We start from the raw sequence: 26,134 nt of genomic DNA, 5'->3' as shown, positions 1-26,134 counted from the left end.
AGCCTGGCCGCGTTCTTGCTCCATGCCTCGCGGTATCATGACCGCTTTATCTGCCCGGTTTCGCTGGCGAGCGCTCCCACGATCTTTTCCGTCACCGCGTCCTGAAGTGCCATCGGGTTGTTACCGGACTGGTCGAACCGTTCCGCCCAGACATGAACGCCGGTTCTGGTGTTGATCAACTGCGCCACGATGCGAACGCGGTCGGCCTCCTTCCGCACGCTTCCCTCAAGAACGTAGGAAACGTTGAGGTCCTTGCCGATCTGGCGGACGTCGGTGGGCTTTCCCTTGTAAGTGAACGAAGAGTTCCTGGCGATGACGGACAAATCAGGCGAGCGCGCGAGCCCAGCGATGATGTCCTCGCTGACGCCGTCGCTGAAATAGCCGAGGTTCGGATCGTCGCTTATGTTGTCGAAGGCCAGAACGGCGATTGAGGGAACGCCCCTGGACGCTGGAGTGGCAAAAAGGTCGAAATAGAGCCCTGCCCCTCCCGCGGCGGCGATGAGGGCGGCCGACAACGCCGCGGCCCACAGCCTGTATGATTTGCCGCGGCGGCGATGCGTCCGAACCTTGGGAGCGCCCAGTAGCTTGATCCGAAAGACGGGCACGGGCTCGTCCATGTTTTTCAAGTGGCACTCGCCCATAGACTCGAAGCTGAAGGAGAGCTTCTTCTCCACTTCCTTGGCAACTTTGCCCGAGACATATACGCCGCCGGGTTCAGCCATTTGCTCGAGACGGGCGGCGATGTTGACGCCTTCGCCGAAGAAATCATCGCCTTCGACGATCACCTCGCCGAGATTGACGCCGATGCGGACGTTAATGCGCTCGTCCTCGGGGCACGACGCATTACGTTCGGGAAGGCGGCGCTGCAGGGCAACCGCGCATTCAACCGCGTCCACAACGCTGGAGAACTCGGCTAGCAATCCGTCGCCCATCAGCTTGAAGATGCGCCCGTGGTGGCGGGCGATTTCGGGTTCGAACAGTTCCTTGCGTCCCGCTCGCAGGCGCTCGAAAGTGCCCTGTTCGTCCTGCTCCATGAGTGTGGAGTAGCCAACAACATCGGCGGCGAGAATAGCGGCAAGCTTACGATCCATGGCTTCCCCCAATGGGATCGCTATTTGATAAGTTTCTAAATTATCACAACCCCTTACTAGGATCAGTAAAATTGGCGATGATCGTAGTGGCGGCTGCTGCAAACACCTTTATCCCCAACTCGGCGCGAACCTCGATAGTACGGCGCTGGAGAACGCATGGAACAAGGTGGTCGATCGCCATTTGAAAATGGTGAATGCCGTAGCTGAAGGGTCAAGAAAGGGCGTTTAGCGGCGCGGCGAACTCCCGATTACGTCGGCCCCCCCGCGCCCCGGGCCGCGCAGGTAGAGATCAGCTCGCGTCAGGCCGAAATGATCGCCCACAACTGCGTCACCCCCATTGCAAGGACGAGGATGATGCTCGCTCCGGTGAACAGCGCCACAGGTATCTGCTTCAGGCGCGCGCCGAAACTGCTGCCGGAGAAGTCATCGACTGCATCGTCCAGAGAATGGCGCAACTTGCTCGTTCAGATGAGCAGGACGAAGGGCCGTCCTCCACCCGACTGAGACGATCGGAAGCCCGGAAACATGCCGCCCAGTCCGGGATGTCGACTCCTATCCCTCGCCTTGAGATCCCATCAGGGGTGGATAGCGGCCTGCACGGTGGCAGCGTGAGGTCGCTAGAAATCTCTCTGGAGGCCGATCATGCCGATGAAAGCCGATCAACCGCAGGCACATGCCGCTACCCCCGTCGATCTTGGCGCAATTTTCGTATCGTTGGAACTCTTATGTTCATTTGCAAGTGGCGTGGCCACGATTGTTCATCCAGCCAATAATGGCTGGTCCTGCATGGTGTAGCTAATGCGCAATGTTGGAGACAGGGCCTCAAGACGACGGTTTGCAAACTCTTATACGCGGATTGGATACCGCATTTCCGTGTGTACGCCTGGGGCTACTTCTATCTAAGCACGGGCGTCGACGTAGTCGGCCACTCAATTCCATCGAAGACTCCCCGACCGGGGCCCTGTCTCCAACATTGGGCATCAGCAGATGATCGATCTTGTCTCCTCCTTCCAACTACTCGCGAGATGCGGACGCTAGGTTAAGCTGGATGAACTGGCTGCACTTCCTGGCCGATAGCCCATAAGAAGGCTCCCATTTCTCTAGCGATCGCGGTAATCGCTATGGCCTTGTGCTTCCCCGCGAGGATCATTTTTCGATAGCGAGAGCAGAGGCGGAGCTGACCTTTCCACGCTATTTCGCGAACGGTTCTCGGTAGGCCTTCCAACTGCGCTTGCTTGGTTCGACTAACACGCGCGGGGAAGCGGTAAGCCCATGCGCCTTCGACCAGCATGCGACGGGCCCGAGAGTTCCCGGCTTTGGTGATCCCACCACGTTTGACATGTTCACCTGTCGAACTCTCTGACGGAACGAGGCCGAGAAAGGCCATCAGCTGGCGGGGGTTTTCGAAGCGGCGGATGTCGCCAATTTCGGCAACGAAGACGACGGCGGCAATCAACGACACGCCTCGCAACGCCTGATAGGCTTCGACAACAGGAGCCATCGTCCAGGATTTGACAGTCTCCGAGATCAGATCGGTCAGACGCTTCAAGCGCACTTCGGCATCCTCGATCGCCTGACAGTATTCCTTCAGCACAACAAAGTGGGCTGGATGCTCGAACTTCAGGGTCGATATCCACCGCATATGCGCCAGCGACCAGGACGAGCGGCCCGAATAGATGCGGCCATGTCGAAGCAGGAACGACTGAAGCTGCTGACGTGCCCGCTTCTGAGCCTCTTGTGCTGCTTCTCGAGCCCGCACGAGATCGCGCATAGCCTCATGCCCGCGGTCAGGCACCCAGATTGCTGTCAGTTCACCAGCACGATGTAGGCGTGCCAGACTGACCGCGTCGCGCCGGTTTGTCTTCACCCGATCCCCAGGGCGCTTTGGTATCAGGGACGGCGCGACTATCACGCAGTCGTGACCCATGCTGGTAAGCTGACGGTAAAGCTCGTACCCTGTCGGTCCGGCCTCATAGCAGAAGTGGAGGACAGCTCCTCGCTTCGCCAATTTTTCCACGATGTTCGCCACCGAGGTCGGATCCGAGGCTACGTCCCCATAAAACCTAACTTCCCCGCCCCGCTCACCGTCAGCGACGGCCACAGAAATCTTCAATTTCGAAACGTCCAAACCGACAAAAAGCCTGTTATGCTGGTTCATGGTTCACCCTCGCCAAAGCTATGGGGCTCGGCTTCGGCGACTCCGAAGCAACCCCCGATTTCAGCTTATCGCGGGGGTGAGCCACCTTCACTCCGAGAACATACGGTCTGAGCAAATCGACATGGCTCGTGACCGCGCTCTCGCCGGGAAGCGAAAAGATGTCTCGCCATACTGTATCTGGTGGTGACATCGCCGGCTTGCTCTCGTGTTTTGCCGCCCTTCGCCAGAAAGCGCAGCGGCGTGTGGATAAGCTTTATCCACTGGTGGTGATCCAGGAGGCCGGGCTGGATGGCTTCTGGTTGGGGCGAGTGCTTAGCAAGGAAGCCTGGATCGAGAGCCATATTGTGGAGGCCGCGTCCATTGCCATGCCGCGCCGTCATCGCCGCGCAAAGACGGATGGCATCGACGGCGAAACATTAATACGCGCTTTGATGGCCTGGAAACGCGGTGAACCGCGTGCTTGCTCGATGGTCAAACTCCTCACGCCCGAAGAGGAAGACAACCGCCGGCTAGGGCGGAAAACCCTGATGGCGGAACGTGTTTTTCACGTCAATCGCATAAAGGGGCTGCTCTTCTCCCAAGGAATACGAGATTACGAGCCTTTGCGGCGCGATCGCGGTCAGCGTCTGGATGAGCTTCGAACCGGAGATGGCCGGATGCTAGCGAAGCACCTGAGAGCCGAGATCTGCCGAGAACTCGATCGCCTCGAATTGCTGCTGACACAGATCAAAGCCGTGGAAGCAGACCGAGATGCGTTGATGTCCCGCGAGTCCACCAGCGCACCGACAAGAGCCGCCGCGCTTCTAAGGATCAGGGGAATTGGTCCCGAGTTCGCGACGATCCTTCACACGGAAGGCTTGTTCAGACACTTCGACAACCGGCGGCAAGTCGCTGCCTACGCAGGACTCGCTCCTTCGCCCTGGCAAAGCGGCAACGTCAATCGTGAGCAGGGTGTCTCGAAGGCGGGAAATCCGCGCTTGCGAGCGACGATGGTCGAGCTCGCCTGGTTATGGCTGCGCCATCAACCGAACTCGGCGCTGACGTTCTGGTTCAAGGAGCGCATCGCACGCAACAGCGGTCGTCTCAAACAACCGATGATTGTCGCTTTGGCTCGCAAGTTGCTGGTTGCACTCTGGAAGTACGTGACCTCTGGCGTCGTCATCGAGGGTGCGGCCATGAAAACCACCTGAAGCACAGAAGCGTAAGCGCGTAGGTTACCCCACGTATCTTTGAGGCTGCTGAACGCGCATTCTCTGCATGAGTCATGCGGAGAAACCTATGAGCGACAGTGTGAATCATCATCGAACATTCGAGGTCCTGACGGCGGAGCCGGTGCAGTCTCGACGCAAGCCGCGTCATTGGACGGATGAAGAGAAGGCACAGCTTGTCGCCGACGCGCTCTCGCCGGGAGCCAATGTGTCGGCGATTGCGCGGTCTCGGGGACTGGATCCGTCGCAGCTCTATGCGTGGCGTCGCAAGGCGCTTTCGTCGGGAATGGTTGCGCCATTGACGGAGGGATCAAGCGCGCCAGTCAAGTTCACGCGCTTTGATGCGGTGGGCAGCTCGATGGTGGAAATCGTCGTGGGCGATGTCGTGGTGCGCGCCGGCGTCGATGTCGATCCCGATCCCCTGGCCAAGATTCTCCGGGTGGTCCGCAAGGCATGATCGCTTCCGGAGTTGTGGTTTACGTGTCGTGCCAGCCGGGCGACTTCCGCAAGGGAGCCGCGTCTTTGATGGCGCTGGTGCGGGACGGCGGCCTCGACCCGTTCAATGGTTCGCTTTACGTGTTCCGATCGAAGCGGGCGGACCGTGTTCGGATCGTTTGGTGGGACGGCAGCGGGGTCTGCCTCTATTCGAAAACTCTGGAAGAGCAAAGCTTCTGCTGGCCGGGCATATCGGCGGCGCGGATGCGTCTGGACCATTCGCAGTTGATGGCGCTTCTGGCCGGGCTCGATTAAAGATCCGCCCGGCCAAGGTCAGGCGGCCGTTGCTAACGGGCTGAAACCGGCCTGCGACATGATGAATCATGTGGCTGTAGCGGTTGGGAAAGCGGCTGTTTTTGTGCTCTATTGCCTCCCATGGTTTTGCCTGTTCCCGATCTTCCCGACGACGTCGATGCGCTGAAAGCGATGATCCTCGCAATGGCCGAGGAGCGAGCTGCGAATGAGGCTCGACTTGCAGCCGCGGCGGCAGAGGTCGCCCGGCTGAAGGCCGTCGAGAAAAGCGCCAACGAGCGGATCGCCAACCTCACGTCGATCCTGAAAGTTTTGCAGCGCACGCAACATGGCACGCGGTCCGAGCGGCTGCGCCTGGCTGTCAACGACGAACAGGTGTCCTTTGCGTTCGAGGAGGTCGAAACCGGCCTTTCGGAAATCCAGAGCGAACTCGACCGCGCGGCCGGGGACAAGCCGAAGCGTGCGCCGCGTCCGCGCAAGGGCTTTGCCGCTCACCTTGAACGCATCGAGGAGGTTATCGAGCCGGAAGTCCCGGCCGACTGCGCGGGGCTGGAAAAGGTTCTGATCGGCGAGGACCGCTCCGAGCGGCTGGACGTCGTGCCGCCGAAGTTCCGGGTCATCGTGACGCGCCGCCCCAAATACGCTTTCCGGGGCCGCGACGGCGTGGTTCAGGCACTGGCGCCGGCACACCTCATCGAAAGCGGCCTGCCGACGGAGCGGCTGCTCGCCTATATCGCCGTGTCAAAATACGCCGACGGCCTTCCGCTTTACCGGCAGGAGGCGATCTATCTGCGCGATGGTGTCGAGGTCAGCGATCACTGATGGCGCAGTGGATGGGGCATCTGGGCTTCGAGTTGCAGATGCTCGCCGATTATATCCTGGAGCGCGTCAAGGCGGGCGAAAGGGTCTTCGCCGACGAGACGACCTTGCCCACCCTTGCCCCCGGTTCCGGGAAAACCACCAAGGCCTGGCTGTGGGCTTACGCACGCGATGATCGGCCCTATGGCGGAACCAGTCCGCCGATGGTGGCCTACCGTTTTGAAGACGGCAGGGGCGCCGATTGTGTGGCGCGTCATCTCGCCGGATTCAGCGGTATCCTGCAGGTGGATGGCTACTCGGCTTATACCAACCTGGCCAAGGCGCGGGCCAAAACCGGCAGCAATGAAACGATCCAGCTCGCAGGGTGCTGGGCGCACCTGCGCCGCAAGTTTTACGACCTGCACATCAGCGGGGTCTCGCAAGCCGCAACGGATACGATCATCGCCATGACTGAGTTGTGGAGGCTCGAGGATGAAGTGCGCGGCAAGGATGCCGCAAGCCGCGCTGAACTCCGCCAGGAAAAGTCCTCGGCCATCGTCGCCAGCCTCTTCGAGCTGTGGGAAAAGGAGCTGGCTAAGGTCTCGGGAAAATCCAAAACCGCCGAGGCGATCCGCTACGCGCTCACCCGGCGCGAGGCGCTGGAGCGCTTTCTGACGGACGGCCGTATCGAGATCGACTCCAAATCGTCGAACGGGCGATCAGGCCCCAAACAATTACGAGAAAGAACAGTCTATTCGCCGGCAGCGAGGGCGGTGGACGAACCTGGGCGACGGTGGCCACCTTGCTGCAAACCTGCAAAATAAATGGCGTCGATCCGCTCGACTGGCTCTCCCAAACCTTGACCCGCATTGCTCAAGGCTGGTCCGCATCTGAAATCGAAGCGCTCATGCCCTGGAACTTCAAGCCTGACGCTATCGGCTGACCGCTTACACAGAAGCAGCCATCGAACGTACAGTACTCATCCTCAGGGCCTGATCAGTCCTGACGGATCCAGGTGAACGGACCGGGAATCCTTTTGGCCTTAACCGCCGATCTTGAGTTTGGCCCCGTTCTCCTGAGCCCGTGCCCGTCGAAAGCGGGATAATGGTGCAGCCGCTGAAAGCGGCGACCGGATGTGAGGTTGTATAGGCCCGAGGACGGGCCGGTAATTGCTATGGGCTCAGACCGTGGATCCGGCTACGAAGGAGAACTCGATGCCACCTGAATGAACCATTGACAAAAATCCTGATGTGAACGGATTCGAACCGAAGGCCCATCCCGATGGAGCACGCCCGGTCTCCTTCGTTCTGCGTATGAGTGGGCCTGTGAACCTTTGCTCTGCACGCCAGGACGCGCCAGGATAATGCGTAATATGGTAGATGATGATAACGCCACAGTCGCCCAGTGCCACCAGAACTGCTAAGAGCAGCCGGAAGAGTACATCGGCATTATGCGCCGCCGTCATCGCCCAAGAGGCGCGGGAGCACACAAGAGAAACAGAGGGAAGCAAAAGGCTTTGAGTTTAGAAGGTCACCTCCACGACCAAAAATCTATCCGGTCGGTGACCGGGAAAACTGCTGATTGGAGCGAACTGGCCAAGGACTGCGTGGCATTTGCTAATGCAGCGGGCGGTACACTAAGTATCGGCATTGAGGATGGCCAGAAGCTGCCGTCACCAGAACAGCGAATTCCACCCGACCTGCCCGATCTGCTGCGACGCAAGCTTGCTGAGAGAACGGTCAATGTAACCGCGTTGCCGATTGTCGCAACCGCAGCTAACGGCGGACAATACATCGAACTTACTGTTCCGCGGTCAACTGCCGTCGCCTCTACTACTGACGGACGCTATTACCTTCGCGTGGCGGACCAAAGCAAACCAGTAACCGGCGATGACGTCATGCGCTTGGCGTCCGAACGCGCCGCGTTGCCGTGGGAAACCCAGACGTCGTTGGGTGTGCCTCGATCCGACATCGAGCCCTCGAAGATCCAGGCGGTGGTAGAGGCGCTGCGCGCCTCAGACCGAGTCAAGTCCTCGGTGAAGGAGAAAACTTCTGACGAGTTGCTCGATCATTACCAGATGGCTCACGGGCCGTACCTTACGAATCTCGGCGTCCTTTGTGTCGGTCAGCAGTTTCGGCGAGCGCAGTTGACAACCGCGCCGGTGGTTCAGTTCATCAAATATGACGAGCATGGGCAAAAGGTGAACAAGCTGGTCTGGGATGACCACATTCTGAACCCTATGGAACTCATTGAGGCGGTTTGGCAGGAGGTGCCTGACTTCAAGGAGTCCTACGAATTGCCTGACGGACTCTTCCGCCAGAATGTGCCGGCGTTTGACGAAGTGGTTGTACGCGAACTGTTAGTCAACGCCCTAGTTCACCGGCCCTATACGCAAAGAGGCGACATCTTCCTGAACTTGCATCCGGACCGTCTGGAGGTCGTGAATCCAGGGCTGCTCCCTCTCGGCGTCACGCCCCAGAATGTGCTGCACACGACCGTACGCCGCAATGAACATTTGGCCCGACTTTTTCATGATCTGAGGCTGATGGAGCGCGAGGGCAGCGGTTACGACAAGGTTTTCGAGGTGCTGCTGTCCCAAGGTCGCCCGGCGCCGGAATTGATCGAGATGCACGATCGCGTGCAAGTCACCATACGCCGGCGTATCCTAAAGCCTGAGATTATCGACTTTATCGCTAAAGCAGACGAAACGTTTCAACTCACCCAGCGCGAACGCATCGCCCTCGGCCTCCTTGCCCAACACGATGCACTGACGGCGCGCGAGCTTGCCGCGCAACTTGAGCTTCCTTCAATTGAGGCGCTGCAGCCTTGGATTAAGCGCCTGTTGGAATGGCAACTGGTGCAAAGCGCTGGGCGGACACAGGCCACACGGTACTTTGTGGATCCAGCTCTGTTGCGCAGTCATGATTTCATCGGCGGAACGACCCTGAAACGTATCGAACCACACAGGTTATTCGCTCTTATCATTGAAGATGTCGGCCGGTATCCACGATCAAAGATCGGAGACATTCATAAACGAGTTGGCCTAGAAATCCCGCGGTCCCGGATTCGAAGAAGTGTCGAACAGTTGGTGAGGGACGGCAGATTGAAGTTGGAGGGTGTACGGAGTGGTACACGCTACAGTCTTCCTTAGATTTGGCGCAAACTGAGGCCTATCGAGCAATGTTGAGCCAAGATCTTGCGTCAAACTAGTAGATCAATCACTTCAACTCATTGTAATTACAATGTTTTATGGTTTGGTTCGTTCACATCTCGTGAACCAAGAGCTGAGCCAAACGGTGCCAAATCGGCAAAATCTCTGCGACCCGGATAGAACGAACAAGAAAGACAAAAACGGCTGGGCGACTTAGACGCGAGCGTTCGCCGTTCCAGTCGATACATTATGCGATCTTCTGTAACGGGCGTTGCGTCAATCCCTTGTGCGCTTCTGTAACGGGCGTTGCGTCAATCCCTTGTGCGCTTGATCCCTCGCCGAGTGCTTGCTTCTGTCCGCAGTCGGAGCTTTGCCGCTGCTCTATGGGGTCTGCTGAGGACCGGTTGGCCAATCTTAGAAGCGCAGTCAACCTTGTGCTGCTGATCGCATAGCGGCCTAACCCATCCATCGTCCCGGCGAAGGGACCTTGCTGCGGCGGGCTGATGGCTGTGGCCGTCCGAAAGCCTGTCTTGTCGTCTCCTCCGATCAAGCCGCCACGGCTGGCGCTCCCTTATGAGCAATGAAGTTGGTTCTGTCCCTGAGCAGGCAATGCAACACCACCGCGAGCTTGCGGGCCAGCGCCACGCGCGCCTTTCTGGGACCGGCCCGTTTGGCGACCGCCAACGCCCAGCGCTTCAGATCGGAACCTTTGACCGGTCGCGTCAGGATGACGTTGGCCGCCTCGTAGAGCGCGGTGCGCACGCTCCCATCGCCGATCTTCGAGATGCGACCGCTATGATCGGTCTCGCCCGATTGATATTTCTTCGGCGTCAATCCGAAGTGCGGCCCCACCGCGCGGGAGGAGCGGAAGCGCTCCGGCGCATCGACGGCCGCCACAAACGTCAGCGCCACCAGGACACCAACGCCTGGCGTCGTCATCAACCGCTGTGCGTTGTTATCCTGGCGGGCGATGGCGCGCAGCTGGCGCTCAAGCCCTGCAAACTCATGCACAAGCGCGTCGCGCACCTTCAGCAGCGAAGCGGCGATCGCTTCCAAGGTCGAATGGCCTGCAATCAGCGCGCGGATGCGCCCCGCGTAAGTGCGCCGCGTCGTCGGCCCGACCTTGAGGCCGAAGCCGCGCAGGATGCCCCGGATGCTCATCTCGATGTCGTGAAGCTTGCCTTGAATGAGCTTGCGGGCGGTCAGCAGCGCACGCACCTCCTGGGCCGCAAGAGATTTGCAGTGGACCGGCCTGAACCAGCCAAGCCGCATCAGCTGCGCAATGCCCCGAACGTCCTTCTTGTCGGTCTTTACCGGCATTGTCTTGAAGGCTGCACGCACGTGGCGCGTCTCGATCAGCTCGACCGAGAGACCGGCTTTCACCATCCCGGCATGGAGCCACTGCGACAAGGGCCCGGCCTCCAGACCAATTCGCTCCATCGCAACGCCGTGCGCGCCGAACCAGGCGATCAGCGCAGCGGGCTCGCTGAGGATCTTTGCTTCCCGCACAATGCGGCCATCCGCATCCACCACGCACACACTTGAGTATTCCAGGGATACGTCTATGCCGGCATACTCTTTCATGGTCGTCTCTCCGTGCTGCTATGGAGCAGGCCACTCCTGACTCCGCGACACCATCATTGTGAGGGACGACCACCGGCCCTTCAAACCTGCCGGGCCGGGTCGGCCCGTTACACCATCTTTTTAGCCCGGAACTTGAACATCCTCGCAACAAGGCGCGCACAGAGCTCGTGAGATCTTAGCCAGCAGAGTGGTCGTTGAGCCGCGATCAGGCTGCTGATCGCCGGTGCGATCGGCTACCGGGTACGCACGGTCAATTTTCGAGCGGGTCAGCGAGAGCGCCCAGAAGGTCCCGACACCAAGCTTGAGGCCAATACCCTGAAGGTGACCAGCTACATGGCGCCGAGCCTGGCGTTGTTCCATTCGTCGTCCGGCGCCAACTGGCATGGGCTCTGATCCCCCAGCAAAGGGTCAACCCCGTGAATCTCCAGCAACTTTAGGACTTAACCGCGCAGCGTTGTTTGCTCTCACGAGGCTGCCGGTATAAAGTTGTGCCCATCGGCCAAGAACAAGTGCCGGAATCGCCCAGGGGAGGATTTCGATGCGCTACTTTCTAGCGTCTTTTTGTTTCATCGCACTCGTTATCGGCGCTGGTGAACCTGCCGGTGCCCAGACAGCCCAATCGAGCATAGAGGCGAACAATGCTGACTTCGTCGCCAAGTTTGCCGCTAAGGATGCGAAAGGCCTGGCTCAACACTATACCGAAGACGCAGTAGCGTTTCCTCCCAACGAGAACCGGGTCGCCGGCCGCGAAAGCGTTCAGAAGATGTGGCAGAGCTGGATTGATGCCGGATTGACCGATCTGACACTGAAAGCGGCGCAGGTCGAGGAGAGTGGCAATCTCGCGTATGAGGAGGGCACCTACTCTATTAAGATTCCCGGCAAGGACGGCAAGACCAGCGAGGAAATCGGCAAATACATTGTCGTATGGAAGAAGGGCGACGACGGCGAGTGGCGACTGCATCGGGATATCTGGAATACGAACCCTGCTAAGTAGGGTTCGTGCTCGCGTTGCCGCTCGGCTGCGGCATGCAAACGCTCCCTGCGCTACGTCAAAGCGATTTAGAGAGGCGCTGCGTCCAGCAGGTTAGAAAAGCGGCAGTCTCAGCGTTTCACAAGGGCAGGGTCCGACCCACGCAGTCGCTCGGGCTCACCATCACTCTGGCGCAAGTTGGCGCTTTCTGCGCGTTCAGCTCGTCGCCAGCAATGTGAACTTCCGGGGATTGCCCACGGGACAGCGGCAACCCGACTGCAAATCCCTCGCCTTGAACGGGATCGAACCATCGACCTCGCGATAATCGGCGTGCTCAGGGAAACCGTAGGGGCCACGACGCGACAAGTGAGGCTGCTTCTACTCGTCGTCGAGCTCGCTGGGCCACTTCTGGGCGCCATGCAGGACACGCAGAATTCGAATTCTATCCGCCATTACCATGTAGGCGGCAATGTAGGGGGTCCGAGGGATAACAAGCTCTCGAGTTCCGGCAACCCGGCCAGGGCGGCCGCTTTCCGGAAAATCAAGCAGACGACGTACCGCGCTGACGATCTCCTCGTCGACGTGGACCGCCGCCCTCGGATTCTCCCTTTCGATGTAACTGAAGATGGTGTCGCGATCGTCAAGCGCATATCGCGCCCAGACGAGCCTCATCGATCACCCGCCGCAGCCTTGCGCAAAGCTGCCGCCCGGCGCTCTCGAAAGTGCGCATCGGCGTCGGCATCGTCGACGTCGGGTCGGGTATCCTCGAGTGCCCGCAACACTTTGGCGCGGAACCAAGCGTCGTGCGCCTCGCTGTGACTGAAGAGTTCCAGCGGTAGGGCGCCCTCATTCGCCGTCCGAGTTAACAGGATTCGAACAGCGTCCGAGACCGTCAGACCCATGTTCTCTAAAACCGCCGTGGCGCGCTCTTTGACCTCGGCATCGATCCGGGTCTGAACAAGTGCATTTGAAGCCATGTGCAATCTCCTTCACGCCAATGTAATGCACATGCATGACACATTCTAGAGCCGCAGCGACCGTCTCATGCCAAATTCACACGGACTCGGCCCAGCGACAGCGCCGTTCCTGTTGATACATTATGCGATCTTCTGTAACGGGCGTTGCGTCAATCCCTTGTGCGCTTGATCCCTCGCCGAGTGCTTGCTTCTGTCCGCAGTCGGAGCTTTGCCGCTGCTCTATGGGGTCTGCTGAGGACCGGTTGGCCAATCTTAGAAGCGCAGTCACCGGGTGCTGCTGATCGCATAGCGGCCTAACCCATCCATCGTCCCGGCGAAGGGACCTTGCTCCGGTCTTGAGGCTGGCGGAGGTACGGCTGTTCTCGAACCCGCGTTCAGCGATTGAAGATGGGTGCCTATTGATTCACAATGCCGCCGCCTACTAGGCTGTCATCCGTCCGCTCGCCACAATGGCACGTCTTTCCAAGCTCGGGCACCTCATGGCTAGGCGCCCACGAGCGAAATAACCCGACGCGGCTCGCCTTGGCCATTTCCAGCCGCCGCGTGGCGGACGCTCATGCACCTGGTACAACTGGGCGGGAATCTCGCGTAGCGACAAATCGCGATCAGCGATCGCAATCCCGGCGACCAACCTCGTCAGGTGATCCTCACGCCATTTGGTCGACGAACAACCTCGCGCCGGTCCGAAGTTACAGAGAGCCCGAATGCTACCGCTTCGCCACACAAAGTGAGGCAAACCAGTTAATGTGAGAACCAATGGGACTGCCAGCGAGACACCGCGGCCTACTTGCCGCCGGACAGCGGCATCACGGATTACGAACTGCTCACCCTCAGCGCATATGGCGCTCGGTGCGGACCGCAACGCAAACGATATCGTGACGCTGGCAAAATGAAGTAACGCAGGCCCGGCAGCTTGGCTGCCGGGTAGTTGACGCGGCGGTTAGTTCGCCTTGGGAGCGGCATAGACCTTGTCGATGAAACCGCTCTTGTCCAATTCAGCGACGAAACTCTCGTCGTAGAATTGGGCGGCATCATGACTGTCTAAAACAGGGTTGTGGTAGAGTTCCTTGACCAGGCGGATGCCATCGATGCCGGGATATGGTTTCTGTGGCGTGGTGCCCACTTCTGTAACGGGCGTTGCGTCAATCCCTTGTGCGCTTGATCCCTCGCCGAGTGCTTGCTTCTGTCCGCAGTCGGAGCTTTGCCGCTGCTCTATGGGGTCTGCTGAGGACCGGTTGGCCAATCTTAGAAGCGCAGTCACCGGGTGCTGCTGATCGCATAGCGGCCTAACCCATCCATCGTCCCGGCGAAGGGACCTTGCTCCGGTCTTGAGGCTGGCGGAGGTACGGCTGTTCTCGAACCCGCGTTCAGCGATTGAAGATGGGTGCCTATTGATTCACAATGCCGCCGCCTACTAGGCTGTCATCCGTCCGCTCGCCACAATGGCACGTCTTTCCAAGCTCGGGCACCTCATGGCTAGGCGCCCACGAGCGAAATAACCCGACGCGGCTCGCCTTGGCCATTTCCAGCCGCCGCGTGGCGGACGCTCATGCACCTGGTACAACTGGGCGGGAATCTCGCGTAGCGACAAATCGCGATCAGCGATCGCAATCCCGGCGACCAACCTCGTCAGGTGATCCTCACGCCATTTGGTCGACGAACAACCTCGCGCCGGTCCGAAGTTACAGAGAGCCCGAATGCTACCGCTTCGCCACACAAAGTGAGGCAAACCAGTTAATGTGAGAACCAATGGGACTGCCAGCGAGACACCGCGGCCTACTTGCCGCCGGACAGCGGCATCACGGATTACGAACTGCTCACCCTCAGCGCATATGGCGCTCGGTGCGGACCGCAACGCAAACGATATCGTGACGCTGGCAAAATGAAGTAACGCAGGCCCGGCAGCTTGGCTGCCGGGTAGTTGACGCGGCGGTTAGTTCGCCTTGGGAGCGGCATAGACCTTGTCGATGAAACCGCTCTTGTCCAATTCAGCGACGAAACTCTCGTCGTAGAATTGGGCGGCATCATGACTGTCTAAAACAGGGTTGTGGTAGAGTTCCTTGACCAGGCGGATGCCATCGATGCCGGGATATGGTTTCTGTGGCGTGGTGCCCACTTGGGCATACATGTCGTCAACCTGCTCGGGGTCAGATACGCCATACCATTTGCCTAAGGCCGCCTCGACCACGCCGCGGTCTTTCTTCATCAACGCATAGGCTTCGATCATCGCCTTGAGGAAGTTCATCGTCTCCTCGCGGTGCTCGGCGAGCCAGGCGCGATCGACGTTCACGCCGGAACCTGCGATCGGGAAATTGTAGTCCTGCAGGTTGACCAGGTCCTTGGCGCCGTTCTGTTCGGCCATGGTGTAGTAGATCTCGCTGCCGATGAAGGCATCGACTTCACCACTCTTCAGCCGCGAGTAGTCCATGCCTTCTTCGACCAAGGTGATGTCCTGGTCGGGCGTCCAGCCCTGCTTACGCAGGAATTCAAGGGCCATCAGATGGCTTACCGCACCAGGGCTCGAGAAACCCAGACGTTTTCCTTTCAGGTCACCAGCCGAATTCAGTGCGCTATTGGCGATGATGTGAAAGCGCGCCTCGCTGTCAGTCGTCGCGACAATCACGCGGTCCACGCCCCGTTCGGGGTGGGCGGTCATCGAATAGATAAGCGGGCTGCCGCCGCCGATCGAAATCGGCGCCTTGTCGCCCTGTTCCTTGGTGCCGATGAATTCCGTCGGCACGGTAACGCCGCTTCGGCTGATGCGGTCCGCGGCCCCCTTGGTGATGAACTGGTGGATATTGAGCCCATACTTCTCATAAAGCCCGTTATCCCCGGCTACGAGGAAAGCAATTTTATTGAGTGACACGTCGGTGAGCGACAAGTCGATCGGCTCGCCGTCTTGCGCGAGCGTCGGCATGGCAAATGTCAGGGCGGTCATAGCGGCCGCCATACAAAGCACGACTTTCATTGATTTTGTCTCCTCCTCACACAGGGAAAATCCCCCAACGCTGGCGAGGCTACACAGCACAACCTGGTCAGCAAGTCGCGTTCTGCGCTGGCTGCCAGCAATAAATTAGCTGACGCACGCATATCAAAAAATGCTGACTGAGCACCGACCGTCTAATTTCACCTTAGTTTGTCGGCGATTGAGCCGAGGTTTGCGACCGGTTGTGGAGGGATCGAAAACCGCAATATAAAAGCAAAAAAGATCGATCACTTTATCGCGAGAGTGGTTGTTCTTGGCACCGCCGCTTCGGACCGAAGAACTCCATCGACGAGAAGGCGGATTCCGATTGGGGACCGTTCCGCAGACGCGAGCTTCTAAAAGCTTGCGACCGCTTTGCGGCGATCACGCCCCAGCCGTAACGTTGTTGCTGTCAACGAGTCTGACGTCGCAAGCTATGGCGAAGCGCCACAGGCGTCGCCAGACGTGAAGGCGGACGGGCAGCAAAGCGGAAATAGCGGAAAGGGCAGCAAGAGCGGAAACAGCGGCGAACTCAAACCCGGGCGTTCATGATCTCCAGGCGCCGTGCTTTACGGCATTGGTGGCCAGTTCATGGATCCCCATGGCGAATGCTTGCGTGGTTTCACGCGACAGGGTGACGTTTGGACCGTCAAGCTGACATTTTTTCCTTCATAGCGCCCTGCGCTTCCAACTCCAAGCGCAGAACTTCAGCCATGAGGACATCGTGCGCAGGTGCGCGCATCAGCAGGTCCTGAGTCCTGGAGAGGGCGCCCAGGCGCGTTGCAAAGCTGTCGCGAAACTCATCAAGCGATCGGCTCTCATAGAGGCTGCGCTTTGGCCGCCTCCTGGATAACTTCCACCTCTGGCGCGAAGGCGAGGTTGAAGTCATACCTCGATCACTACGACTACCCCATGCCGAAAGAGAGGTAAGCAGCCGAACAGTGACTTGCGAACTAGTGCGATGCTGCCCAACATCGTGGGAACTTCGCTCTCCTAGACACGTTTTATAGATGCTGTGTAGTTACTGTGCAGAATCCCCCACGGAGACAGTACGTACATGGCTTCGTCATGCATACTTCGCCCGCCTCACGGCGGGCGTCTTTTTTCGGCGATACCTTGTCAGGAGACCGCTTCATATTGCCTCGAAGATCGTCGCGTCCTCGGCGCGCTCTCGAATCCCTTGAATGACGTGCCGCAGCTTCCGTCATCCATTGGTCATGGTCGTTAATCACGGCATCGTGCCATGGCGATCGTCGTGACGGTGCTGGAATGCCTAACCCATACGCCGAGTAGTGTCAGTCGTCACCACAGAGCGCGTCGTTCCAGCCGCGCCACCGAACCAGGCAGCGACGGCGCCTATAACGAGCGAGAGGAAGCCGAGAATCGCCCCACTTGAAACAGCGGTAGCAGCCGCGTCGGCGGCTTCGGTCGCCTGCTGCTTGGCTCTCTCGACCGAGGCTCTGTAGCTTTCTTCGTACTGTTGGACCTGCGCGCGCGCTTGGTCCACCGGAATGTTCTGCGCCTTCGCGATGGCGTCAGCGGCGCGATTTCTGGCTTCTTCCGCTGTCGCTTCGTCGCCGGTGACGGCCGCCCGTACGGCTGCGACGGCAGCATCGCGAAGAGTTGCCGGATCATTGCCTCCGGTGACACTTCTGACCTGCCGCTCTATGTCTGCCATCGGGTCAGCGGACGTAGCGATTGCCGGCGCCGCGGCAGTAGTGACCGTGGCGGCAGTTTTGCCGACACCACCGATGACGCTGCTAAGACCGCTGAAGGCCCCGCCGACTAAGGCGCCGACCGAGGTCGTCAGCAGATAGAGAATGATCAATGTCGTGACCGCCCAACTGGTAAGCCCATGGTAACTCCCCGTTGTCGTACTGGGACGGCCGGAGACCCTGCTGGCGACATATCCGCCGACGAAGGCCGCGACAATACCAGAGATAACGAACCAGAGACCCCCGGCTATCGAAATTGTGCTCGGGTTCGGATTAGCGGACGTTGTCGGCTCAATCACCGCGGCTCCAATCCCGACGCCCAATAGATTCAGCAGAAATTGCACCGCAAGGGCAAGCGCCACGCCCGCAAATACAGCTCCCCAAGAGATTTCGTTGATGGCGGCATTGGCCGAAAGACCGGCGGCGTAATCGGTCTCGCGGGTTTGACGAACGGCGACGGGTTCGCTCATCGTAAAATCCTCCCTTGTGTTCACGCCGCCCATCCAAACCAAGGTCCCGTGAAACTGTTCCCTGGCAACGCCGTAGAGCGGAACCCGCCCGTGAAAAGCTGGTCCCGCGGGGGCGCACGTTCACCACCTGGAGGGCGTGACAGGGACATCAAACACCGTCGCATCATCCGCTCGCTTCCGTATCCTTTTGAATGACGGATGCCGCAATTTCCCGTCACCTGTCCAGGTGCGATACTCCACCTCGGCGACGAGCATCGGGCGCACGAATACAGCACCCTTGCGCCGCAGCGACACCGCCGGCTTGTCGGTCCTGATCTCGTCGAGCAGCTCGCGCAGCTTGATCGATTCCTGATAGCTCCAGCCCGTCCCGCAGCCTCCAACACGGACGAGGCCCTCGCCCTTTCGTGCCGCCAGCAGCAGCCGGCCGATCGCGCCCGGCACGGTCGACGGCTCATAGCCGACGATCACGAAGCTGTCGCGCTGCCGGCAAGTGATCTTCAGCCAGCCGCCACGACCGGAGCGGTAGGGTTTCTCCCTGTCTTTGGCGATGATGCCTTCCAGGCCGTGCGCGCAGGCAACCCGAAAGAACCGTCCGCCTGGACCTCCTTGGAAAGCCGGATTGCCCCTCACCGCCGGCGAGGAGCGGCTCCAATTGCCGGCGGCGCTCGCGAAGCGGTAACCGTCGCAGGTCGCGGCCGTCGAAATAAAGGAGGTCGAATGCGTAAAGAACGATCGCGCCCGCTTCATGCGACGACGGTAGGCGCCCAAGAGCACGCTGCCGCACTCCGAAATCTGAACGGCCCTTGTCGTCGAGCACGACGGCCTCGCCGTCGAAGATGGCCGTTTTCACAGCAAGCCGCCGCGCATCGTCGGCGATAGAGGGAACGCGCTCGGTCCAGTCATAGCCGCCGCGTGTGATGACGCGCACCCTCCCCGGCTCCACGTGAACCGCGAGGCGGTATCCGATGGGGTGGACGCCCCTCGACGGCCTCGAATGTGACAGTATCTGGAGGGTGTTCCTGCGAGGAGAATGGTTATGAACGAGATCGGCATCATCGGCTTAGACTTGGCAAAGCAAGTATTCCAGATCCATGGCGCGAGCCCCGATGGGAGGGTGGTTCTCCGCAAGAAGCAGGGGCGCGGCAGAATGCTCGAGTTTTTTGCCAAGCTTCCAAGCTGTATCGTCGCGATGGAAGCATGCGCCAGCGCGCATTACTGGGGACGAGAGATCGGCAAATTGGGACATGAGGTTCGACTGATCAACCCGTCCTATCTGAAGCCTTTCGTCAAGCGCCAGAAAAACGATGCCGCCGATGCCGAAGCCATCGCGGAAGCTGCCTCCCGTCCGACCATGCGCTTTGTCCCGATCAAGAGCGCTGAAAAAAAAGCAGGCCTCCTCGATGACGTTCAAGGTTCGCGACCTTTTGGTCCGACAGCGAACGCAAACGATCAACGCGTTGCGGGGGCATCTGATGGAATACGGCTTGGTCGTCGCGCAAGGGATGCGAAACGTTCCCCGCCTGCGGCAATTGATCGAAACGCATCCGGACCTGCCAGAGACCGCCAGAAGCCTGAGCTTCGGACTTTTGCAGCACATCGAATCTCTCACGGATAAGATCAACGCGGTGAGCAAGACTTGCGAGCCAGAGCGCGACAGGACGAGGTTGCCTCGCGCTTGACCACCATCCCAGGGATTGGTGCAATTTGCGCCACAGCAATGGAAGCCTTGGCACCATCGGCGGCGGCCTTTTCCAAGGGCCGTGATTTTGCGGCGTGGATCGGGCTCACGCCTAAACAGAACTCGTCCGGAGGCAAGGAGCGTCTGGGAAAGACATCGAAAATGGGCAGCGGGATCTGCGGCGGCTGCTCATCATTGGAGCCACGACCGTCGTCCGCTGGGCGAGGCGACGCGGCGCGCCGGCTGGTACCTGGCTGGCAAGAATGCTTCTGACGAAACCGCCAAAGCTGATTGCAGTCGCTCTGGCCAACAAACTGGCACGTATCGCCTGGGCTCTCATGGCCCGCGGGGGCGTCTACGAAGCTGCGGCCACTGGCCCTGCCTGACGCAGCAGCCAGAAGTCGCGAGACGTCGGGAATGTGGTGAGGTCTAACGGAGGATTATGGGCAATCGGTCAGAGAACGGGATCGGATAAACCAGCAGTGGGATGAGTGCTCAGAAGCGCGCGTAGCCGATTGGGATCCGATCCACGAACTCCATAAAGGCCCGCGGCGTCTCGATCTCGCCGTTGGAGGCAGCCGCCGTCGGAACAAAAAGATAGCCTCAGTGTTTTAGGGCTCCCACGACAGGAGGAACGCACGTGACTGAAGCCCGCGACAATTTCATAGCCTGGCTGCGCGACGCGCACGCAATGGAAGAACAGGCCGTCACCATGCTCACCGCTGAGGCCGGCCGCCTTGATGACTATCCGGAACTCAAAGCCAAGGTCGAAACCCACCTTGAGGAAACGAGAGAGCATGCCCGTAAACTGGAGATATGCCTTGATCGCCTTGGTGACGACTCATCCTCGATCAAGGACGTAGCGGGTAAGGCCACAGCGATGGCGCAGGGGCTGAGCGGCATGTTTGCCAGTGACGAAGTAGTGAAGGGCTCGCTGGCAAGCTACACGTTCGAACATATGGAGATTGCCAGCTACCGCATATTGATAGCGGCGGCGGAGGAGATCGGAGATATGCAGACAAAGTCGGTTTGCGAAGAGATCCTCCAGGAGGAAACAGCGATGGCTGACTGGCTGGCAACGCATATAGGAGGTGTCACGCGGCAGTTTCTGACGCGTAGCGAAGCCACGAGATAGCTTTGACGGGCCGCCTCGACCATCCGAGATTTTCATCGGAACGATCGGTCCGCACATCCTGCCATATAAAAGCTGACCGGCCCAAGCAGGTCAGAAAGACCATCGCAGATCTGGCAGATCTGGCACCAAAGCGGTTCACTAAAGCAAAAGGCTCGGCGGGTCTTGGCCTGCCGAGCCCGGTTACTGCCATCGCTTTGCTCGGGACATCGGCCGTGGGACTTCATACCAAAGGAGATGTCACTGGTGGCGATATTCGCCTCCCGGTGGATCACCACCTGATGGCTGCGCTACTTCTTCGCAAGGTAGCCCATCACCTTCTCACGGCTCGGCCCGGCTTCACGGATCGCCTCGAGCGCCTTCTGCCGTGTCACTTTGGCCGTCTTAACGATGTACGCCACCTCATGCTCCTGGGTGGAAACACGCGATCGGTCGCGGCCTTTCTTCTTCGGATCGTCTGCCATTTCCTTCCTCCGACTTTATTGATGAAGGATAGGACCCGGTTCGTCCGCGGCAAGATCTCGAAGGCTCGTGGGCTCGCGATGGCGATCGCGGCGGTAAACGCCCGGAGCAACGATCACTCCGTTATGAAATGGTCTCCCGACTGGCTCTTGTTTGCCCGTTCGCTTCCGCTTCGAGCTGCTCGACTGCCGCCTCGATATGCTCTGGCTGTTCGTGCTCGAGCCCGACTACCCCGTTCCGGGTCTCACGCAGTGACACAATGATCTCGTCCAGCTTGGCGTGAATTGCCGCCGTGTCGCGATAGCCTTGGATCAAAACAACGCTGGTGATCACTATTGCCGCCACTGACAGAGCATAAGTGACGACGCCCGTGAGCCCGAAAGGCACCAATGCTGTGCTGACAACCATTGCCAGAATCACGAAATAGAAGCCGGGAGGGCGAGAAAGAAAATCAGCCATTCCAAAAAGAAAATGATTCACTATCAGTTCTCCCGCAAAAGCGTTGCTCTCAATAACGCGCCAATGCCAGATCTGGTTCGGCTGGGTGTTCGCGTCGCGACTGCGCGCCAAGCGCGGTGGCCGCTATGTCCGTTGATGATGCCATAGAACTGGTCATAGCTTCCTGAAGCCGTCGAATGGCCGGCAGCGGCCCTCAGTCCCTCCGACGGGCGCACTCTCATCTGGATGCAGACGTCCGCCAAGAACCGCATTGACATTATCGAGAACGGGAACATATCAGAAACACCGACGGCGCAGTGCGGTCGCTCCTCCACGACATGCGGGATATCGGCAACCTCAACCGAGGAGGGAATAGGCATGTCTGAAGAACCCAAACCCAAATACCAATGGCGGCATGGCCAGACGTCCCGAAACACTTTTCCGGGTACGACGGCAGCCGACATATCGCACATCCGCTGGTACCACATGGGATGGTGGGATTGGTACATGACCTGGAATTGGGCAAAAACGCCAACACCTGGATGCCACCGAACGGCCAGGCCGATTCCGCAAGGGCGGCGGCGCTCGAAGCGGAGGCATGCTACGATGCCGTCCTCAGGTGTGAATGGCCGATCATCTTGCTAACAAAACAATCCGGGCGGCTTGAAGATTATCCTGAGCTCAGGGCCCGGATCGCTGCTCATGTGCAGGCAAAGTGCGACCACGTCGCTATGCTTGAGCAATGCCTCCAGCAGCTTGACGCCTCCACCGCCAAGGATGTCCCCAGTCGGGATATGGTCGTTCGAAAAAGATTCAGCGCGCCGGTCAGCCCCCCTAGGTAGATTAGCGATAAAGAAAAAGCACAGGGGCGAAATGCCGCGTGAAGCATCCTCATGTAGGCTGCTTTGCGGCTGCGTCAGCCTCTGTGAACTGTTTCGCAGTTTCGAGCTGCGTTCGCAAAAGCCGGACAGGGATTCCGCTAAGTCGCGGACATTCGTTTCACTAAGTCGCGGACAGTTTGGTGGCGGTGGTCCTCGGGTGCCTGGTTGTCTTCATGAGTGATTGATTTCGTCGTTTTCGCCGCCGGTCAAGAGCGGGGGCGCTTTTTGCTTTCGCATGCTGTCGCCCCGGAGGGTGATGCGGTGGGCGTTGTGAACGATCCTATCGAGAATGGCGTCGGCGACGGTGGGGTCTGCGATCAGGTCATGCCATCTGGCCACCGGAACCTGGGCGGTGATCAGGGTGGATTTGCGCCGATAGCGTTCCTCGATGATTTCGGACAGATGGAAGCGCTATTGGTCGGTGAGGTTGTGGGTTCCAAAGTCGTCGAGAATGAGCAATTGCACGCGCGTGAGCTTGTCGGTGAGGCGGGGGTAGCGGCCATTAAGGCGGGCGAGCGCTAGGTCCTCGAAGAGCCGTGGGTCAGGCGCAGGATCGTCCGGATGTCTCTCACGCTCGTTCGTCTCGCTTGCTTCCGTCTTGGCATGGCGCCTCTCAATGTCTTCGTGAGACGCCACATTGCCAAAACGGCGCAGCCGAGAACCGGCCGTAAAATCCGCCCCGGAAACTGTCCGGGATTTAGCGGAATCGCCATCCGCGAGTTACTGAAATCGGTGTCCGGGACTTACTGAAACACGCAGCAAGATTAGGTCGCCGCCATCGGTCGTGTCGCCGCTATGGCGCTCGGCAATCTAACGCTTTTAGAGATGGCCAAGCAGGTGCGGTCGATGCTGGAGAGCGTTGTCGATGCCGGTCACCCGTAGACTGCCTCGCGCACGGAGGCGGCGACGCCATCAACGCCCGTGCTGACCTGCGCGGAGCGAGGCGGAATCAGCATCGCTCCGGAAGTAACGCGAGGCCGCCTCCGTGCCGGCGGCCTTCATCCATGATGGCGAAGACGTTCCTGAATTGCCGTTCGACTGTTGATTTATCCCGGTAGGATAAGCGCATGAGCCTTACGACCGCCTTCATTGCCGAGCTAATCAGTGCCGCCAACGAAGCGGACAGGCTGACCACGTTCGAGATCAAAGGGCTGCTCAATCGGTCGATCGCCGATACGCGACATGCGCGAGGAGAACGGGATCTCGGGCAGCAACCGGACGAAGAATGTCGTTGTCGATCTGCAGGTTGCCGCGGCGCGCCGATAGCCTAAAGTCAGAGACGCACTCTTGTATGCGGCCGACCCATAAGAACGTTGAAGGTTGTGTTGGAAAGAGGGGCTAGCGGGTGGAGCCCCTTCCTGCCGGAACCGCCAAGCTCCCGACGCCGTTCTTTCTTCCGAAGGAGATGCTCAATGGCAACGAAAGACACCAATGCAAAGCCTGAGCAGGCGAAGCCGAAAGACGTCCGTCAACCTGCGGATCGCAAGAAGCATCCGGACGAGGAGTCGATTGCACCACCGACGGTCCAGCCTCCCGGCGCTAAGGACACGAGCGAAAAGCCGAAAGTTAATCCGGTTACCGGTGGGCCGATGTAGTCCGCGCGAGCGCACAATGCCTCAGATCGCGATAGCATAACTCGAAGGTGTGTTCGTCGCCCAATCTCCTGCGTGATTGCGCTCAACGTCCTCGGCCGTGGGGCATACATAAACTCCGCTATGTTGCGGTCTCCCGACCGACACCATGCTTTACGGCATTGGTGGTCAGTTCATGATGGTGTAAGGACGATCGACAAAGAGCCGCCGAACGCTGCCGGCGACAAGAACAACCCGTCCTGACTGCAGGAGACGATCAGAACCTCGCTCGCGCGAAGCCGTTGTCGTAGCAGATATATCGAAGGACGAACCATGAGAGTGCTTGTGGTAGGCGCTTCCGGCCTGATCGGCTCAGCGGTATGCGCAATGCTCTCCGAACGCGGCATGAAAATCGTGCGCGTAATTCGGCCTGGCTCTGCGCTGGCGGCTGAAGCAGGTGGGAATGTCGTCGAACTCGATGTTGCACAGGCCGGCGAGCCGGCAGCCTGGCTACCTCATTTGTCAGGGATTGCAGCGGTGGTGTACTGCGCAGGCACACTACAAGACGGTCCCGGCGAGAATACGTCCGGCGTTCACGAACGCGGCCCGGCGGCTCTATTTAGAGCCTGTGAACAGGCAGGTGTGCACCGCGTAATCCACTTCTCTGCGATGGGAGTCGAAAAGGAACAGCCCTCGTCCTTTTCGCAGACGAAGCTCGAAGGCGACAAGGAATTGATGGCACGAGATCTGGACTGGGTCATCCTGCGCCCCTCGGTGGTGCTCGGTCCCGGCGCCTATGGAGCCAGTGCCCTCTTCAGGGGGTTGGCGGCTTTGCCAGTCTTGCCACTCATGCCGAACACCGGGCTGCTTCAGGTCGTGCGCCTGGAAGATGTGGTGCAAACGGTCGAAATATTCCTCAGTCCGGATGCTCCCAAGCGCCTCGTGCTGGAACTCGCCGGTCCGGAGGTCCTGTCCTTTGAGGACGTTGTAGGCACCTACCGGCGTTGGTTTGGTTGGCCGCCTGCTCGAGTAATCAGGGTGCCTCACCTTCTGGCCGAGCTCATCTATGGGTTTAGCGACTTCGCCGGAGCTCTGGGCTGGCGTCCGCCGACGAGAAGTACGGCGCAAAAAGAGATTGCGCGCGGGGCCGTTGGCAATAATCGGCTCTGGCTCGAGACAACGCAAATTCAGCCACTGGCATTGTCCGAAGCACTCGCGAGAACGCCGGTGTCTGTCCAGGAACGTTGGTTCGCGAAGCTCTACCTCTTGAAACCCATCATCTTCGTTATCCTGTCGCTGTTCTGGGCCAGTACAGGCATTGTCTCCCTTACCTCCGGATACGGCATCGGCGTCGATCTGATGCGACGGACCGGAGCCGGTATGCTATCAGAGCCGAGCGTCGTTGCCGGGGCGCTCGCGGACATCATTGTAGGGCTCGCGATCGCCATTCGTAGAACCAGCCGGATCGGACTCTATGGAGCGGTCGGCTTGTCGGTCTTTTACGCGCTCGCTGGAACGGTCCTGCTCCCCGAGTTGTGGAATGAACCGCTTGGACCCCTCACGAAAATCTTCCCGATCCTGGCGCTACACTTCGCCGCCCTGGCGATCCTCAAGGAGCGGTGATGCTTTATTTCTTGCTCAAGTATCTGCACCTCATCGGTGCCTCAGTCCTGCTGGGCACGGGTGCCGGTATCGCGTTCTTCATGCTGCTCGCCCATCGCACCGGCCGCGCAGAGGTCATTGCTGCCGTTGCCCGCATCGTCGTTGTGGCCGACTTCCTCTTCACAGCAACCGCCGTCATCGTGCAACCGATCACGGGCGTCGCCCTTGCCTGGCATGTCGGCTACGCCTTGACGGAGGGATGGATTCTGCTTTCGCTGCTTTTGTATGTCGTGACGGGCGCGTTCTGGTTGCCGGTTGTCCGGATGCAGATGCAAATGCGCCGGCTCGCGGAAACGGCGCACAAAGGCAACGAACCCTTGCCAAAACGCTATCACCAGCTTTTCCGCTTGTGGTTCGCCTTCGGCTTTCCGGCGTTTGGGGCGGTTCTCGCGATTTTCTGGCTCATGATAACGCGACCGGCGATCACCTTGGGATAGCGAACTCTTGGCCTCACATCCTTTGGAACATTCCTTACG

At 59.4% G+C, this 26,134-nt stretch carries 22 protein-coding genes and 8 pseudogenes; 14 read left to right on the top strand and 16 right to left on the bottom strand.

Features of this window, described 5'->3' with window-relative positions; translation table 11 throughout:
• Window positions 1-35 precede the first annotated feature (35 nt).
• A complete protein-coding gene (locus QA637_RS19310) occupies window positions 36-1,193 on the bottom strand; it encodes an adenylate/guanylate cyclase domain-containing protein (protein WP_283066309.1) in 1,158 nt (385 codons plus the stop codon).
• 197 nt (window positions 1,194-1,390) lie between these two features.
• Window positions 1,391-1,546, bottom strand: a complete 156-nt coding sequence (locus QA637_RS19305) for a hypothetical protein (RefSeq protein WP_283066308.1) — start codon at window positions 1,544-1,546, stop codon at window positions 1,391-1,393.
• Between the two features lie 187 nt (window positions 1,547-1,733).
• On the opposite strand from QA637_RS19305, the gene QA637_RS19300 reads away from it, so the two are divergent.
• A complete protein-coding gene (locus tag QA637_RS19300; protein WP_283066306.1) occupies window positions 1,734-1,886 on the top strand; it encodes a hypothetical protein in 153 nt (50 codons plus the stop codon).
• A gap of 244 nt (window positions 1,887-2,130) precedes the next feature.
• Here QA637_RS19300 and QA637_RS19295 read toward each other — a convergent pair whose 3' ends face one another.
• Complete coding sequence (locus tag QA637_RS19295) at window positions 2,131-3,249, bottom strand: IS110 family RNA-guided transposase (RefSeq protein ID WP_283066304.1); 1,119 nt, start codon at window positions 3,247-3,249, stop codon at window positions 2,131-2,133.
• Between the two features lie 107 nt (window positions 3,250-3,356).
• On the opposite strand from QA637_RS19295, the pseudogene QA637_RS19290 reads away from it, so the two are divergent.
• The 5 genes and pseudogenes from QA637_RS19290 to QA637_RS19270 form a co-directional block, all read left to right on the top strand.
• Window positions 3,357-4,439: pseudogene (locus tag QA637_RS19290) on the top strand (IS110 family RNA-guided transposase); the annotation flags it as partial.
• Window positions 4,440-4,527: 88 nt separating this feature from the next.
• Window positions 4,528-4,914 carry a transposase gene (locus tag QA637_RS19285; protein WP_283066302.1) on the top strand — a complete coding sequence of 129 codons (387 nt, stop codon included), beginning with the start codon at window positions 4,528-4,530 and terminating at the stop codon, window positions 4,912-4,914.
• On the top strand, window positions 4,911-5,207 hold the full coding sequence (gene tnpB / locus QA637_RS19280) for an IS66 family insertion sequence element accessory protein TnpB (protein WP_283066300.1): 297 nt from the start codon (window positions 4,911-4,913) through the stop codon (window positions 5,205-5,207). Before QA637_RS19285 ends, tnpB begins: the two co-directional genes overlap by 4 nt.
• 120 nt (window positions 5,208-5,327) lie before the next feature.
• Window positions 5,328-6,945: pseudogene (gene tnpC, locus QA637_RS19275) on the top strand (IS66 family transposase).
• Between the two features lie 573 nt (window positions 6,946-7,518).
• Complete coding sequence (locus QA637_RS19270) at window positions 7,519-9,153, top strand: ATP-binding protein (RefSeq protein ID WP_283066299.1); 1,635 nt, start codon at window positions 7,519-7,521, stop codon at window positions 9,151-9,153.
• A 546-nt stretch (window positions 9,154-9,699) separates the two neighbouring features.
• On the opposite strand, the gene QA637_RS19265 is transcribed toward QA637_RS19270, so the two are convergent.
• Window positions 9,700-10,737, bottom strand: a complete 1,038-nt coding sequence (locus QA637_RS19265; RefSeq protein ID WP_283066298.1) for an IS110 family RNA-guided transposase — start codon at window positions 10,735-10,737, stop codon at window positions 9,700-9,702.
• Window positions 10,738-11,275: 538 nt separating this feature from the next.
• Here QA637_RS19265 and QA637_RS19260 point away from each other — a divergent pair.
• Window positions 11,276-11,731: a YybH family protein gene (locus tag QA637_RS19260; protein WP_153441354.1), complete on the top strand. Its 456-nt coding sequence runs from the start codon at window positions 11,276-11,278 to the stop codon at window positions 11,729-11,731.
• A 354-nt stretch (window positions 11,732-12,085) separates the two neighbouring features.
• Here the strand turns inward: QA637_RS19260 and QA637_RS19255 are convergent, their stop codons facing one another.
• The 9 genes and pseudogenes from QA637_RS19255 to ligD all read right to left on the bottom strand — a co-directional run.
• Window positions 12,086-12,379: a type II toxin-antitoxin system RelE/ParE family toxin gene (locus QA637_RS19255; protein ID WP_153441353.1), complete on the bottom strand. Its 294-nt coding sequence runs from the start codon at window positions 12,377-12,379 to the stop codon at window positions 12,086-12,088.
• Window positions 12,376-12,684, bottom strand: a complete 309-nt coding sequence (locus tag QA637_RS19250) for a type II toxin-antitoxin system RelB/DinJ family antitoxin (RefSeq protein WP_010967242.1) — start codon at window positions 12,682-12,684, stop codon at window positions 12,376-12,378. The genes QA637_RS19255 and QA637_RS19250 overlap by 4 nt, the downstream gene beginning before the upstream one ends.
• 421 nt (window positions 12,685-13,105) lie before the next feature.
• Window positions 13,106-13,333 (bottom strand): annotated as a pseudogene (locus tag QA637_RS19245) (hypothetical protein); the annotation flags it as partial.
• Between the two features lie 291 nt (window positions 13,334-13,624).
• Entirely contained in the window at window positions 13,625-13,945 is a 321-nt protein-coding gene (locus QA637_RS19240) for a hypothetical protein (RefSeq protein ID WP_283066278.1), read from the bottom strand.
• Window positions 13,946-14,098: 153 nt separating this feature from the next.
• A pseudogene (locus tag QA637_RS19235) lies at window positions 14,099-14,326 on the bottom strand (hypothetical protein); the annotation flags it as partial.
• Between the two features lie 291 nt (window positions 14,327-14,617).
• Entirely contained in the window at window positions 14,618-15,652 is a 1,035-nt protein-coding gene (locus QA637_RS19230) for an ABC transporter substrate-binding protein (RefSeq protein ID WP_283066277.1), read from the bottom strand.
• Between the two features lie 646 nt (window positions 15,653-16,298).
• The gene (locus tag QA637_RS31015) at window positions 16,299-16,538 is read right to left on the bottom strand and encodes an HWE histidine kinase domain-containing protein (protein WP_428843156.1); all 240 of its coding nucleotides are present in this window, start codon (window positions 16,536-16,538) and stop codon (window positions 16,299-16,301) included.
• Between the two features lie 384 nt (window positions 16,539-16,922).
• On the bottom strand, window positions 16,923-17,834 hold the full coding sequence (locus QA637_RS19225; protein ID WP_283066275.1) for a PhnA-like protein: 912 nt from the start codon (window positions 17,832-17,834) through the stop codon (window positions 16,923-16,925).
• Between the two features lie 120 nt (window positions 17,835-17,954).
• Window positions 17,955-18,798 (bottom strand): annotated as a pseudogene (gene ligD, locus QA637_RS19220) (non-homologous end-joining DNA ligase); the annotation flags it as partial.
• Window positions 18,799-18,870: 72 nt separating this feature from the next.
• On the opposite strand from ligD, the pseudogene QA637_RS19215 reads away from it, so the two are divergent.
• A pseudogene (locus QA637_RS19215) lies at window positions 18,871-19,898 on the top strand (IS110 family RNA-guided transposase).
• 254 nt (window positions 19,899-20,152) lie between these two features.
• Window positions 20,153-20,647, top strand: coding sequence for a ferritin-like domain-containing protein (locus QA637_RS19210; RefSeq protein WP_184108491.1), 495 nt, complete (start codon window positions 20,153-20,155; stop codon window positions 20,645-20,647).
• A 287-nt stretch (window positions 20,648-20,934) separates the two neighbouring features.
• On the opposite strand, the gene QA637_RS19205 is transcribed toward QA637_RS19210, so the two are convergent.
• Both QA637_RS19205 and QA637_RS19200 read right to left on the bottom strand, forming a co-directional pair.
• Window positions 20,935-21,108 carry a DUF3606 domain-containing protein gene (locus tag QA637_RS19205; protein ID WP_153441349.1) on the bottom strand — a complete coding sequence of 58 codons (174 nt, stop codon included), beginning with the start codon at window positions 21,106-21,108 and terminating at the stop codon, window positions 20,935-20,937.
• A 121-nt stretch (window positions 21,109-21,229) separates the two neighbouring features.
• Entirely contained in the window at window positions 21,230-21,586 is a 357-nt protein-coding gene (locus QA637_RS19200; RefSeq protein WP_184108490.1) for a low affinity iron permease family protein, read from the bottom strand.
• A 365-nt stretch (window positions 21,587-21,951) separates the two neighbouring features.
• Between QA637_RS19200 and QA637_RS31010 the strand changes: the two genes are divergently transcribed.
• The gene (locus tag QA637_RS31010; RefSeq protein WP_428843155.1) at window positions 21,952-22,386 is read left to right on the top strand and encodes a DUF892 family protein; all 435 of its coding nucleotides are present in this window, start codon (window positions 21,952-21,954) and stop codon (window positions 22,384-22,386) included.
• 210 nt (window positions 22,387-22,596) lie between these two features.
• Here QA637_RS31010 and QA637_RS31005 read toward each other — a convergent pair.
• Window positions 22,597-22,965: pseudogene (locus tag QA637_RS31005) on the bottom strand (ATP-binding protein); the annotation flags it as partial.
• A 527-nt stretch (window positions 22,966-23,492) separates the two neighbouring features.
• Here QA637_RS31005 and QA637_RS19190 point away from each other — a divergent pair.
• The 4 genes and pseudogenes from QA637_RS19190 to QA637_RS19175 all read left to right on the top strand — a co-directional run.
• A pseudogene (locus tag QA637_RS19190) lies at window positions 23,493-23,756 on the top strand (hypothetical protein); the annotation flags it as partial.
• A gap of 81 nt (window positions 23,757-23,837) precedes the next feature.
• A complete protein-coding gene (locus tag QA637_RS19185) occupies window positions 23,838-24,020 on the top strand; it encodes a hypothetical protein (RefSeq protein WP_153441348.1) in 183 nt (60 codons plus the stop codon).
• Between the two features lie 309 nt (window positions 24,021-24,329).
• A complete protein-coding gene (locus QA637_RS19180; protein ID WP_283066273.1) occupies window positions 24,330-25,619 on the top strand; it encodes an SDR family oxidoreductase in 1,290 nt (429 codons plus the stop codon).
• Complete coding sequence (locus QA637_RS19175; protein ID WP_283066272.1) at window positions 25,619-26,095, top strand: DUF2269 family protein; 477 nt, start codon at window positions 25,619-25,621, stop codon at window positions 26,093-26,095. The genes QA637_RS19180 and QA637_RS19175 overlap by 1 nt, the downstream gene beginning before the upstream one ends.
• Window positions 26,096-26,134 lie beyond the last annotated feature (39 nt).

This window comes from Sinorhizobium terangae, assembly GCF_029714365.1.
In the GTDB taxonomy this organism is placed as follows: domain Bacteria; phylum Pseudomonadota; class Alphaproteobacteria; order Rhizobiales; family Rhizobiaceae; genus Sinorhizobium; species Sinorhizobium terangae.
The sequence above is the reverse complement of the archived record's forward strand: the minus strand, read 5'-3'. Positions and strand labels throughout refer to the sequence as shown.